13 protein-coding genes are annotated in these 12,816 nt (G+C 67.4%); 7 read left to right on the forward strand and 6 right to left on the reverse strand.

The genetic code is table 11. From position 1 onward, the window contains the following. The first annotated feature begins 15 nt into the window (after positions 1–15). The gene (locus ACIPIA_RS02960; protein WP_400506538.1) at positions 16–969 is read left to right on the forward strand and encodes an N-carbamoyl-D-amino-acid hydrolase; all 954 of its coding nucleotides are present in this window, start codon (positions 16–18) and stop codon (positions 967–969) included. Positions 970–987: 18 nt separating this feature from the next. Here ACIPIA_RS02960 and hydA read toward each other — a convergent pair whose 3' ends face one another. Beyond that, positions 988–2,430, reverse strand: a complete 1,443-nt coding sequence (gene hydA, locus ACIPIA_RS02965) for a dihydropyrimidinase (protein WP_400506517.1) — start codon at positions 2,428–2,430, stop codon at positions 988–990. Between the two features lie 74 nt (positions 2,431–2,504). Between hydA and ACIPIA_RS02970 the strand changes: the two genes are divergently transcribed. Next, positions 2,505–3,356 (forward strand): NHL repeat-containing protein, encoded by an 852-nt coding sequence (locus tag ACIPIA_RS02970; protein WP_400506519.1) that lies wholly within the window; start codon positions 2,505–2,507, stop codon positions 3,354–3,356. A 21-nt stretch (positions 3,357–3,377) separates the two neighbouring features. On the opposite strand, the gene ACIPIA_RS02975 is transcribed toward ACIPIA_RS02970, so the two are convergent. The 5 genes from ACIPIA_RS02975 to ACIPIA_RS02995 all read right to left on the reverse strand — a co-directional run bounded on the left by ACIPIA_RS02975 (position 3,378) and on the right by ACIPIA_RS02995 (position 7,442). Beyond that, entirely contained in the window at positions 3,378–4,052 is a 675-nt protein-coding gene (locus ACIPIA_RS02975) for an amino acid ABC transporter permease (RefSeq protein WP_400506521.1), read from the reverse strand. Beyond that, a complete protein-coding gene (locus ACIPIA_RS02980; RefSeq protein WP_400506522.1) occupies positions 4,052–4,726 on the reverse strand; it encodes an amino acid ABC transporter permease in 675 nt (224 codons plus the stop codon). The genes ACIPIA_RS02975 and ACIPIA_RS02980 overlap by 1 nt, the downstream gene beginning before the upstream one ends. Before the next feature lie 8 nt (positions 4,727–4,734). Beyond that, entirely contained in the window at positions 4,735–5,484 is a 750-nt protein-coding gene (locus ACIPIA_RS02985; RefSeq protein ID WP_465246949.1) for an amino acid ABC transporter ATP-binding protein, read from the reverse strand. 14 nt (positions 5,485–5,498) lie between these two features. After that, the gene (locus ACIPIA_RS02990; RefSeq protein WP_400506524.1) at positions 5,499–6,374 is read right to left on the reverse strand and encodes a substrate-binding periplasmic protein; all 876 of its coding nucleotides are present in this window, start codon (positions 6,372–6,374) and stop codon (positions 5,499–5,501) included. Positions 6,375–6,515: 141 nt separating this feature from the next. Further along, on the reverse strand, positions 6,516–7,442 hold the full coding sequence (locus ACIPIA_RS02995; RefSeq protein ID WP_400506526.1) for a LysR family transcriptional regulator: 927 nt from the start codon (positions 7,440–7,442) through the stop codon (positions 6,516–6,518). A 175-nt stretch (positions 7,443–7,617) separates the two neighbouring features. Here ACIPIA_RS02995 and ACIPIA_RS03000 point away from each other — a divergent pair, with 175 nt between their 5' ends. Genes ACIPIA_RS03000 through ACIPIA_RS03020 form a run of 5 tightly spaced genes read left to right on the forward strand, consistent with a single transcriptional unit; the run spans position 7,618 to position 12,706 of the window. After that, positions 7,618–8,715 carry a DUF917 domain-containing protein gene (locus ACIPIA_RS03000; RefSeq protein WP_400506528.1) on the forward strand — a complete coding sequence of 366 codons (1,098 nt, stop codon included), beginning with the start codon at positions 7,618–7,620 and terminating at the stop codon, positions 8,713–8,715. A 44-nt stretch (positions 8,716–8,759) separates the two neighbouring features. After that, entirely contained in the window at positions 8,760–10,109 is a 1,350-nt protein-coding gene (locus ACIPIA_RS03005; protein WP_400506530.1) for a dihydroorotase, read from the forward strand. A gap of 5 nt (positions 10,110–10,114) precedes the next feature. Continuing rightward, complete coding sequence (locus ACIPIA_RS03010; RefSeq protein WP_400506532.1) at positions 10,115–11,359, forward strand: Zn-dependent hydrolase; 1,245 nt, start codon at positions 10,115–10,117, stop codon at positions 11,357–11,359. Between the two features lie 4 nt (positions 11,360–11,363). After that, the gene (locus ACIPIA_RS03015) at positions 11,364–12,026 is read left to right on the forward strand and encodes a flavin reductase family protein (protein ID WP_400506534.1); all 663 of its coding nucleotides are present in this window, start codon (positions 11,364–11,366) and stop codon (positions 12,024–12,026) included. Beyond that, positions 12,023–12,706, forward strand: a complete 684-nt coding sequence (locus tag ACIPIA_RS03020; protein WP_400506536.1) for an aspartate/glutamate racemase family protein — start codon at positions 12,023–12,025, stop codon at positions 12,704–12,706. Before ACIPIA_RS03015 ends, ACIPIA_RS03020 begins: the two co-directional genes overlap by 4 nt. The last annotated feature ends 110 nt before the right edge of the window (positions 12,707–12,816 follow it).

Consider the following 12,816-nt stretch of genomic DNA (forward strand, 5'->3'; position numbering starts at 1 on the left):
TTCACCCGAGCAGGAATGCCCGTGCCACGCATCGTCACAGTCGCCGCCGCCCAGCTGGGGCCGATCCAGCGGGCCGAGAGCCGCAAGCAGGTCGTCGATCGCATGATCGCACTGATGGAAGCGGCCAGGGCGCAGGGCGCGACCTTCATCGTCTATCCCGAGCTCGCGCTGACCACCTTTTTCCCGCGCTGGTATCATGAGGATCGCGCCGAGGCGGATGGCTGGTTCGAGCGCAGCATGCCCGGCGCGGAAACGCAGCCGCTCTTCGACAAGGCGAAGGCGCTCGGCATGGCCATGAGCTTCGGTTATGCCGAGCTCACCCCCGAAGGCCGCCATTTCAACAGCTCGATCCTCGTCGATCGCGCCGGCCGGACCGTCGGCAAGTACCGCAAGGTGCACCTGCCAGGGCATGTCGAATTCGACCCCGATCGCGCGCATCAGCATCTCGAGAAGCGCTATTTCGAGCCCGGCGATCTCGGCTTCCCGGTCTGGGAATTCGAAGGCGGGCTCATGGGCATGGCGATCTGCAATGACCGGCGCTGGCCCGAAACCTATCGCGTCATGGGCCTGCAGGGCGTCGAGATGGTCGTGCTCGGCTACAATACCCCCTCCGCCAACTCGCAATCACCCCATGAGACGACGGCCGACCGCCTGTTCCACCACCGGCTCTCGGTGCAGGCCGGGGCCTACCAGAACTCGACCTGGGTCGTGGCCGTTGCGAAGGCCGGCAACGAGGACGGGCACCGTCTTTTCGGCGGCACTCTGATCGCGGCGCCCGACGGAAAGATCGTCGGGGAACTCGACCACGAGGAGGATGGCGTGCTCGTCCACCCTTGCGACCTAGACGATACCCGCTTCGGCAAGGCGACGATCTTCGACTTCGCCAGGCATCGCCGCGTCGAGCATTACGGCCTGATCACCGAGCGCACCGGCGTCGGCGCCCCGCTCGGCAAGGCGGAGAGCGCCTGAGCGCTCTCCTTGATTCCATCAACGGAACGGATCGAACGGAGTCGGAAACCGCCCGGTCGGCGCGATCTCCGCATAAGGTCCGCGCGCCAGCAGCTGCCCGTGCCCCGGCTGCGCCAGCACGCGCTCACCGTCGAAGATCAGTCGGCCGCGCTGATAGGTGGCGGTCGGATAGCCCTGCAGCTCCATGCCCTCATAGGGCGTGTAGTCGCTGCCGTGATGCTGCATCGCATTGGTGAGGGTGACACGCCGGGCGGGATCGAACAGCACGATATCGGCGTCGGCCCCAACCGCGAGCGCGCCCTTGCGCGGTGCGAGTCCGAAGCGCCGGGCCGGATTTGTGGCGACGAGATCGACGAAGCGGCGCAGGTCGATGCGGCCCTTGGCGACGCCCTCCGAGTAGAGAATGGGCAGACGTGCCGCGAGTCCGGGCACCCCGTTCGGGATCTTGTTGAAGGGCGCGTTCTCGCCGTGCTGCTTCTTGCCGCGCGGATCATCATAGCGCAGCGGCGAGTGGTCGGACGACACGATATCGATGACGCCGTCGCGCAGGAACTGCCAGAGCGCCTCGCGATCCGCCGCGGAGCGCAGTGCGGGGGAGATCATGAACTTCGCCCCCTCGAAGCCCGGGCGGTCCATATCGCTCTCATCGAGCACGAGATATTGCGTGCAGGTCTCGGCCCAGGCCTTCTGCCCGCGCACCTGAGCCCGTGCGACCTCCTCGCCCGATTGCGCACCGGAGACATGGAAGATCTGGAGCGGTGCATCCAGCGCTTCTGCGAGCGCCAGGATGCGATGCGTTGCCTCGCGTTCGACCACCATGGGCTTGGCCCAGGCGAGATGGCGCGGCGCCGTCTGCCCGGCCGCCAGCAGGGCCTGCGTCAGCCAGGTGATCAGCTCGTGATGCTCCGCATGGACACAGACGAGCGCGCCGGCGCGCCGGGCCGCAGCCAGCGTCTGCAGGATCTGCGCGTCGCCGAGGCGGTTGCTGTCATAGGTCATGAAGATCTTGACCGAGCGATGCCCGGCCGCGACCAGTGCCGGCAGCTCCTTGTCCAGAACCTCCTCCGTCGGGTCGTTGACCAGAAGATGGAAGGCGTGATCGATCCGTGCCTGCTTCGCCTTTTCGGCATAGGCGGCGACGGCTTCGGCAAGCGAGCCGCCACGGATCTGTGGCGCATGGCAGACGACCGTGGTCGTGCCGCCTGCGGCGGCCGAGGCGGTGCCGCTATCGAAGCCATCGGAGATATCCGCGCCCGAGGAAAACGGCTGGTCGAGATGGACATGGCTGTCGACCCCGCCCGGCAGCACCAGCAATCCCCGGGCATCGACCTCTTCCCGGCCGGCCGGAAGGTTCGCCCCGATCGCGACGATGGCGCCCCCGGCTATGCCGATGTCGAGAGCGCCGATATCGGTGACGGCGACGGCGGTGCCGCCGCGAATGACGAGATCGAATTCACTCATGGACTTTCTCCCAGGGCGGTCGCGGCGACGAGCCGGCGGCTGCTTGCAGCCCGTGAAACAGCGACGAGGTCAGGATGAAAACGGAACTGCGCGTTGCGCTCGGCGAGACGCTGTACGGCGTCGAGCGGCCCTGGGGCGCCCTGCCCTCGACACCCGGACGGATCACGGATCTCGCCGTCGGCGAGGACGGGTTCGTCCATGTGCTGCTGCGCCGCGACAGCGCCGTCGATCCGGACGGGCCTTGCGTGGTGACGCTCGCGCCCGATGGCCGCTTCCTGCGCAGCTGGGGCGAGGCGCTCTGCGTCGACGCCCACAAGATCGCGACGATGCCGGACGGCGGCCTCGCCATCGTCGACCGTGACGCCCATCGCATTCTGTTCTGTGACATCGAAGGCAGGGTGCGCCGGCAGATCGGCGAGAGCCATCGGCCCGGCCACCCGTTCAACCACCCCAGCGACATCGCCTTCGCGCCCGATGGCGGCTTCTATGTCGCGGACGGCTACGGCAATGGCCGCATCCACCGCTTCGATGCCAATGGCGCTCCGGTCGCGAGCTGGGGTTCGGTCGGCACCACGCCAGGCGCCTTCCTGACCCCGCACGGCATCTGCGTGCTCGGCGACGGGCGCGTCATCGTCGCCGATCGCGAAAACAGCCGCGTGCAGAGCTTTTCGCCCGAAGGCGAGTGTCTCGCGGTATGGGACGCCTTCCTGCGCCCGCAGGATGTCGTGGCCGATGCGGAAGACCGGATTCATGTCTGCGATTCGATCCCGACGCTGAGCCTGCTCTCCGCGGATGGCGTTCTGCTCGGTCGCTGCCGGCCGGTTCTCAACGGTGCCCATGGCCTCTGGCTCGGCCCGTCCGGCGACATCTTCCTTGCCGAGACCAATCCGAACCGCATCACCCGCCTCTTCCCCGTCGCGCGCTGACGCGACGGGCCTTCCTCTCGTTCAGGCTGCGGACATGGCGGTGCGGTTCTGCAGCCGCGAGACCAGCCGCACGAAGGGCCAGAACATCAGGAAGTAGACGATCGCGGCGGCGATCAGCGGCGTCGGGTTGTAGAGCAGGCCCTGGGCGAGCTGGGCCGAGCGCAGCAGCTCCTGCAGCGCGACCGCGGATGCGATCGAGGTCTGCTTCACCAGCTCGACCGTGTTGCTGATCAGGTCCGGCAACACGTTGCGCGTGCCCTGCGGCACCACGACATGGATCATGCTCTTGTACCAGCTCAGGCCGGTCGAACGCGCGGCCTCGCGCTGGCCCTTCGGCACGGATTCGATGCCGGCGCGGAAGATCTCGGCGAAATAGCTCGAGCCGTTCAGCGTCAGCGCCAGCACGGCCGCGGTGAACTCGTTGAGCTTCAGGCCGAGGAAGGGCAGGCCGAAGAAAATGAAGATCAGCAGCACCAACGGCGGGATCGCCCGCATCACGTCGACATAGGCGATCAGCAGGAAGCGCAGCAGCTTGCTGGGCACGTCCTGCGCCATGGCGATGGCGATGCCGGCAAGCACCGAAAGCGGCACCGCGACCGCGGCCAGCGCCAGCGTCATCCAGAAGCCCTGCAGCAGCAGCGGCCAGACCTGCCTGAGGACGTCGAGGTTGAAGAAGGTCGTGACGAGCTCGTCCATCATGACCTCGGATGCGCGTAGACGTGTTCCAGCCAGCGCGTGAAGCGCACGAAGGGCAGGAACAGCAGAAGGAAGAGCAGCGCGCCGACTGTGAGAGCCGTCGGGTTCGCCACGTTGGACTGGATGCTGGAGGTCACGTTGAGCAGCTCCGGCACGGCGACGACCGAGCCCAGCGTCGTGCCCTTGCTGATGCCGATGGCACGGTTGGTCAGCGGCGGGATCGACATGCGCACCACCTGCGGCAGGATGATGTAGGCAAGCGTCTGGGTGAAGCCGAGGCCGGTTGAGCGGCCCGCCTCCCATTGCCCCTTCGCGACGGCATTGATGCCGGCCCAGAAGATCTCCTCGGAGAAGGCCGAGAGCACGATCGCGAGTGCGAACACCGTCGCCGTGAACGGCTCCAGCACCAGCCCGAAATAGGGCAGCGCGAAATAGGCCAGCACGATCAGCACGAGCTGCGGGATCGAGCGGAAGAAGTCGATATAGAAGATGATCAGCCAGTTCAGCGGGCGGATGCCGTAGAGCCGGAGGATAGCGAGCGCGAGGCCCAGCGGGATGCCGATCAGCACCGTCAGGATCGACATCTCGACGGTGATCAGGAAGCCGCGCAGAATGTCCGGCCAATAGGCCGCCATCAGCGGGAAGTCGAAGAAGTAGCGGACGATCTGGTCCATGCGCGCCGTCAGCCGTGGGAGCGCATCACGAAGTCGCGGATGCGCTGGTGCTGCGGGTTGACCAGGATCTCCTGCGGCGTGCCCTCGGCCAGGATGGCGCCGTGGTCCATGAAGACGACGCGGTCTGCGACATCGCGCGCGAACTTCATCTCATGCGTCACCACGATCATCGTCATGCCCATTTCCTTGGTGCGGACCATGACGTTGAGCACCTCGCCGACGAGCTCCGGATCGAGCGCCGAGGTCGGCTCGTCGAAGAGCATGACCTGCGGCTCCAGCGCCATGGCGCGGGCAATGCCGACGCGCTGCTGCTGGCCGCCGGAGAGCTGGGCCGGAAAGGCATCCGCCTTGTGGGCGAGGCCGACGACCTCGAGATGGTGGCGGGCCTTCTTCTCCGCCTCCTCCTTGCCGAGGCCGACGACCTTGCGCAGCGCCAGGGTGACGTTCCCCAGCGCGGTCTTGTGCGGATAGAGATGGATGCCCTGGAACACCATGCCGATCCGGCGGCGCAGCAGGTTGAGATCGACCTTGGGTCCGGTGATCTCCTGACCGCCGACGCGGATCGTGCCTGCCGTCGGTTCCTCCAGCCTGTTGATGCAGCGCAGGCAGGTGCTCTTGCCCGAGCCGGAGGAGCCGACGATCACGACGGCCTCGCCCTTGCCGACCTTGAGGTCGACGCCGCGCAGAACCTCGACCTGGCCGAAGCTCTTGCGCAGGCCCTCGATCGAAACGATCGTCTCAGGCGACGCGGCCGTCATGACAGGCTGCGACGTCACTTGCAGGGGGCCTTGCGCTCGGCGGTGTCGTAGCCCTCGAAGCCCGGCGCGCCCGTGCCCGGATAGACCGTGGCGGCGGAGGAGCTGGTCTCCGGCTTCACGCCGAACCACTTTTCGTGGATCTTCGCGAGCGTGCCGTCGCTCTTGATGCACTCCAGCGCGCCCTCGACCTGCGAGCGGAAGGCGGCATCCTCCTTGCGGAAGGCGACGCCGAAGTTGCGGCCGCTGTCGAGCACGAACGCGACCTCCGCGGTCGGCGTCTGCGTCGAGACATAGCGCGAGACCGGCGCATCGGCGACGTTGGCGAACGCGCGGCCGATCATCACCGCCTGCACGGCGTCGGCATTCTTGTTGTAGCGCTGGATGGTGAAGCCGTACTTGGCCTCGTTGTCGGTCAGCCATTTGTCCGAGATCGAGCCGTTGTTGACGGTCAGCGCCTTGCCCTTCAGGTCCTCGAGATTGGCGATCTTGCCGCCCTTCTTGACGAGGAAGCCGAGGCCCGTCGGCATATAGGGCTCGCTGAACAGCATCTGCGCCGCTCGCTCAGGCGTGATGTTGGTCGGCGCCGGGATCATCTCGTAGCGCTTCGAGAACAGGCCGGCGAAGATCGCCGAGAAGTTCGAATCCGTGACCTCGACGCCCGGGCGGCCGAGCTTCTCGGCGAGCGCGACGGACATGTCGTAGGTGAATCCGGTCGTCTCGCCGGCCGGGGTCTTGAAGCAGAACGGCGCAAAGCCGAGGTCGCAGGCGACCTTCAGCTTCTCGTTCTGCGGATGGTCGGCATCCTGTGCCATCGCCGGCATCGCGATGAGAGCGGCCAGAGCCACGCCCCTGACGGCGGCGCGCGCCAGCCCGATCGAATTCAGTTTCATGCTTCCCGCTCCCGTTATGCGACGGCGACGCCGCGACCGTCGCACCCCTCTTGCAACAATCCGGCCACGTCTGGAGCGAAACCTAACAGGGCGAAATCATGCCCAGCCAATTATTTGTTGTCGGGTTTCCATAACATGATGTTAAGCGCCGTCGGCCGGATCGGATTCCTTGCCCGCCGGCATGGGCGGCACCAGCCCGCGCAAAATGTCGACGAAAGCACTCGCCGTGCGCGAAAGTGGCTCGAAGCGCGGCGTCAGCAGATGAGCGCGGACCCGCGTCTTGGGCGCGAGCGGCCGCGACACCAGTTCCGGCCAGGTCCGCCCGCGCAGCACGAACTCGTCGACGACCGCGATGCCGGCTCCGGCCCGCACCATCGCGCAGGCGACCGGCGTGAAGCGAACCACCGTGCTGATCCTGAGCGGTGCGGCCTTCAGCGCCAGCGCGCGCCCGACGATATCGCCATACGGCGTCTGCGGGCCGAAGCCGATCAACGGATAAGGCACGAGATCGGCCGGGCGGATCACGCGCAACCGCGCCAACGCATGGTCGCGCGGCATGATCACCATAAGCCGGCCTTCGGTCAGGACCTCCATGTCGAGCGTGGGTTCGTCGACGGGCAGGATCGAGACGCCGAGATCGGCCCGCCCCGCCACGACCTTGGCGACGATCTCGAGCAGCGTCAGTACCTCGAACTCGACGCGTAGATCGGGAAAGCGCTCGCGCAGCCGGGCGATGGCATCCGGCACCAGCGCCTGCCCGACGCTCGGGCTCGCGACGATGCGGACCGAGCCCGTGCCGCGCTCGCGCAGTTCCTCCGCCAGTTCGTTGACCCTCACCACGCCCTGGTGGACCTGATCGACCTCCTGGAAGAGCCGCCGCGCCTCAGGTGTCGGCTGCACCCGGCCACGGACGCGCTCGAACAGGCGCAAGGCCAGCCGATCCTCCGTATAGGCCAGCAGGCGGCTGATCGCCGGCTGCGACACCGAAAGCAGCCGGGCCGCGCCGCTGATCGAGCCGGTTATCATGATGGCCCGGAAGACCTCGATCTGCCGGAGATTGAGACGCATTGCGATAACATCCGATTATGGTCGGCCGCATAATAAGCATGATTCATTTCGCGGCTAGCGCTCTAAGCTCTGTTCCGCCGGCAACGACCGGCTCACGACGGGCATCGCGCGAAAAAGTGGGAACCGCCTTCTCGCTCCAGCGATGCTCTCAACCAAAGCGGGACGAGGCCGGCCGATGAGACGCTTTCTGACGAGCAGGGATGTCGAGGCTGCCGTTGCCGGCGGCTCGGTCTTCGCGGCTGGCGGCGGTGGCTGGGCCGACCATGGCCGCATGCTCGGCACCGCCGCGGTCAATACCGGCAGGCCCGAGCTCGTCACCATGGACGAGATTCCCGACGACGCCATTATCGCCACTGCAGCCGCGATCGGCGCACCCGCCGGCACGACCGAATGGGAGATGTGGGGCATCGACTACGTCAAGGCCGTGCAACTGCTGCAGGAGGCGCTGGGCAAGCCGATCTATGGCCTGATCATCGGCCAGAACGGCATGTCGAGCACGCTGAATGCCTGGCTTCCCAGCGCGATCCTCGGCGTGAAGGTTGTCGATGCCGTCGGCGACATCCGCGCCCATCCCACCGGCGACATGGGCTCGATCGGCCTGGCCAACAGCCCGGAGGCGACGATTCAGGTCGCGGTCGGCGGCAACCGCGCCAAGAACCAGTACATCGAGCTGGTGACGCGCGGCGCGACCGCCAAGGTCTCGCCCATCCTGCGCACCGCCTCCGACATGTCGGGCGGCTTCATCGCATCCTGCCGCAACCCGGTCTCGGCGGCCTATGTCCGCAAGAACGCCGCGCTCGGCGGCATCTCGATGGCGCTGGCTTTGGGCGAGCGCATCCTCGCCGCCAGGCCGAAGGGCGGAGCGGCCGTGATCGACGCGATCTGCGAGGAGACCGGCGGCTCGATCATCGCGCGCGGCCCGGTCGCGAAGAAGGATGTCCGCTACACCAACGAAGCTTTCGACATCGGCACGATCCAGGTCGGCACGGGCGCGGCCGCCCGCATCATCCACGTGATGAACGAATACATGGCCGTCACCGATCTCGACGGCGCCCGCCACGCCTGCTTCCCCGATGTGATCACCACGCTCGACAATGACGGCCAGCCGGTCAGCGCCGGCCATGTCCGCGAAGGCATGGAGCTTTCGGTTCTGCGCGTGCCGAAGGACAAGATTCCGCTGAGCTCCAGCGTCACGGATCCCAGCGTCTACCCGATCGTCGAGAAGGCGCTCGGCATGAACTTCACCGACTACGCGCTGGGCCGCGAAGCCTAGGCCGCGCTCTCCGCAGACCCCGCAGGATTTACCGGATACCCATCATGAGCGATTTCGACCTCGTCCTCCGCGGCAATGTCGTGCTGTCCGACCGGATCATCGAGGACGGCTATGTCGCCGTCAGCGGCGGCAAGGTCGGCAAGGTCGGCGCGGGCATGCCGCCTTCGGCCCGCGAGACGCAGGATTTCCGCGGCCAGTGGATCATTCCCGGCGTCATCGACGGACAGGTCCATTCCGGCAGCCAGGCCAACCATGAAGGCATCGGCATGTGCTCGCGGGCGGCGGCGGCCGGCGGCGTCACCGTGATGGTCGACATGCCCTATGACGAGCCGGAGCCCGTCACCAGCGCCAAGCTGTTCAACGAAAAGGTCGCGGTGGTCGAGCGCGACGCCCATGTCGATGTCGCGCTCTATGCCACCATCACCATCGAGAACGGGCTCCATGCCATTCCCGGCCTGGTCGAGGCCGGCGCCTGCGCCTTCAAGTTCTCGACCTTCGAGGCCAACCCGACGCGCTTTCCCCGCATCGGCGACGACACGCTCTACGAAGCCTTCAGGCTGATCGAACCGACCGGCCTGCTCTGCGGCGTCCATAACCAGGACCAGGAGATGACTCGGCGCAATATCGCGAAGCTGGTCGAGGCCGGAGACACCGGGCCGGACGCCTTCCTGCGCGCCCATACCCCGCTGATCGAGAACCTCGCCACCGCCCGCATCTACGAACTGGGCGCCGAAACCGGCGCGCGTGCACACGCCGTCCACGTCTCGACCTCGCGCGGCTTCGAGATCTGCAACATGTACAAGCGCGCCGGCTACAAGGCGACCGTCGAGAGCTGCGTACAGTACTTCATGCTCAATGCCGAGGAGCATGTGCCGCGCTTCGGGGCCAAGGTGAAGCATTATCCGCCGATCCGCCCGAAGGCCGAGAGCGAATTGCTCTGGAGCCATCTCGCCGCCGGCCATTGCGACTTCATCTCCTCGGATCACGTCTCCTGGGGGCTGGAGAAGAAGGGCGATCCGATGATCTTCAAGAACACCTCGGGCGGCCCGGGCATCGAGACGCTTCTGCCGGCGCTCTGGACCGGCTGCGAGGAGCACGGCCTGTCGCCGACCATCGTGGTGAAGCAGCTCTGCGAGGGGCCGGCCAAGGCCTTCCTGCTCGCCGACAAGGGCCGGCTCGAAGCCGGCGCCGATGCCGACATCACCGTGCTGGAGCCGGGCCGCTTCATCCACGACCCCGGCAAGAGCCTCTCGGCGGTGAAGTGGAGCTCGATGGAGGGCCGAGAATTCCGCGTCCGCGTCGCTGCCACCTATGTCCGCGGCCAGCTCGCCTGGGATGGCAAGGAAATTCGCAACAAGGCCGGCGACGGCCGCTTCCTGCGCCCGGCGGCGTGACTCCCATGGCGATCGATCAGGACCGGCTCTGGCGCCGTATCGAGGCCCTTTCCGGGATCACCGACCCGGAGCGCCCCTGGACGCGCCGCTCCTTCACCCAGCGCTTCCTCGAAGGGCGCGAATGGCTGGCGGCGGAATTCCGCGAGGCCGGGCTCGAGACGGAGCTCGACGCGGCCGGCAACCTGATCGGCCGGCTGGCGGGCGCCGATCCGAGCTTGAAGCCGATCCTGATCGGTTCGCATTCGGACACAGTTCCTTCGGGCGGGCGCTATGACGGCATTCTCGGCGTGCTCGCCGCGCTGGAAGTCGCCCAGAGCTTCAGCGAGCGTGGCGACCGCCTGCGCCACACGCTGGAGGTCGTCGATTTCCTGGCGGAGGAGCCGAGCGAATTCGGCCTTTCCTGCATCGGCAGCCGCGCGCTCGCCGGCGCCCTGACCGAGCAGCATCTCGCCCTCACCCGCCCGGATGCCATGACGCTTCGCGAAGGCATCGCATTCGTCGGCGGCCGGCCGGAGGAACTCGCCGCGGTCAGGCGCTCTGCGGATGGTGTGGCAGCCTATGTCGAAGTCCATATCGAGCAGGGACGCGTGCTGGAGAACGAGCGCATCCCGATCGGCATCGTGACCGACATCGTCGGCATCCGCCGCGAACGCATCGTCGTCACCGGCCGGGCCGACCATGCCGGCGCGACGCCGATGCCGCTCAGGGCCGATGCGCTGGTCGGTGCTGCGAAGCTGGTCGAGGCCGCCTACAAGCGGGCCCTGGCGACAGCACGGGACAACCAGCCGCTGGTCGCGACCTTCGGGCGCATCGAAGTGAGCCCGAACGCCGCCAATGCCGTACCGGGCGAGGCCGTGCTGACGCTGGAGGTTCGCTCCGGAAACGAGGCGGCGGTCAAGGCTTTCGGCGAAGCGCTGATGCGCGACCTGCGTCCAGCCCTGGAAGAGCTGCGCCTCGCCATCGCGGTCGAGCCGATCAGCCATGTCGCCCCCACCGCCTGCGCGCCGGAGATCCGGACGGCCATCGCCAATGCCGCGAGCTCGCTCGGGCTCGCCACGCGCGACCTGCCGAGCGGCGCCGGCCATGACGGCGTCTTCGTCGCCCATACCGGCCCGATCGGCATGATCTTCGTGCCGTGCCTCGACGGGCGCAGCCACGCGCCGGAGGAATCGATCACGCCCGAGCAGGCCGGCGATGGCGCCCGCGTGCTGGCCGAGACGGTGCGCCTGCTCGACGTGAATTTGGGTTGAAGCGATGGACTGGGCCGCGAGCGATCTGGCGGAGCGCGATCTCTACAAGCTCCTCGTCAACACTGTGCTGCCGCGCCCGATCGCGCTCGTCACCACCGTGGATGCGCAGGGGCGTGCGAATGCCGCGCCCTTCAGCTTCTTCAACGTCTTCAGCCATGCTCCGCCGCTGGTGGTGCTGGGCATCGAAGGGCGCGACAAGGCCCCTTCGCCATTGAAGGACACGATGCGCAACATCCGCGAGACCGGCAGCTTCGTCGTCAACCTCGTCGATCGCGCCATGGTCGAGGCCATGCAGATCTGCGCCGTCGACTTCCCCGGCGAAGTCGATGAGATCGAGGCCGCCGGCCTCGAGACCGCGCCGGGCACCGCGATCGCGGTGCCCCGGCTCGCCGCCTCCCCGGTCCAGCTCGAATGCCGCGAGACGGTCTCGCTTTCGCTGGGCACGCGGCATCGCAATCTCGTCGTCGGCGAGATCGTCCATCTTCATATCCGCGACGGCCTCGTCGACGAGCGCCTGCATGTCGATGTCGACAAGCTCGACGTGGTCGGCCGCCTGCATGGCGCCGATTGGTATGTCGGCCTGCGTGACCGGTTCCAGGTCCCGCGCCAGACGCTGGCAGGCTGGCACGAGCGGACGCGGACCGTCCCGGAAGGAGAACTGTCGTGAGCGGCACGATCTACGTCATCAATCCGAACTCGACCGAGCGCGTGACCCGGGAGATCGACGTCGCCGTCGCGCCGCTGCGCCTGGCCGGCGGCCCACCCATCGAATGCCTCACACTCGCAGAAGGCCCTCCCGGCATCCAGTCGCAGCGCGATGCCGACGGGCTGATCCCGGCCCTTTTGAAGCGCGCGGCCGCGCTGGAGAACGAAGCCGCCGCCTTCGTGGTCGCCTGTTTTTCCGACCCCGGCATGCATGCGCTGCGCGAGCAGAGCCAGAAGCCGGTGCTCGGCATCGCGGAAGCCGGCGTGCTGACGGCGCTGACGCTCGGCCAGCGCTTCGGCATCGTCGCCATGCTGCAGAATTCGATCCCGCGTCATCTGCGCTATCTCGGCGCGATGGGCGTGATGGGCCGCTTCGCCGGCGACCTGCCGGTGAACCTCACCATCGCCGAAATGGCCGACGATACGCTCACGCTTGGCCGCATGCTCGCCGTCGGCCGGACCTTGCGCGACACGCATCACGCCGACGTGCTGGTGATGGGCTGTGCCGGCATGGCGCGCTTCCGCGAGCCGCTGGAACAGGAACTCGGCATCCCGATCGTCGAACCGACGCAGGCGGCCGTGACGATGGCGATCGGCCGCGTGCGGCTGGCCTGGGGCGGGCGCCCCCTTCGCAAAGGCTGAACCATGGCTGACCTGCTCGTCGAACTCGCCGGGGTTCTCGGCGAGGCGAATGTCCTCGTCTCCGCGGAAGACCAGGCCCCCTTCCTGACCGACTGGCTCGGCAAGTATCG

The organism is Allobosea sp. CER48 (genome assembly GCF_044752385.1).
In the GTDB taxonomy this organism is placed as follows: domain Bacteria; phylum Pseudomonadota; class Alphaproteobacteria; order Rhizobiales; family Beijerinckiaceae; genus Allobosea.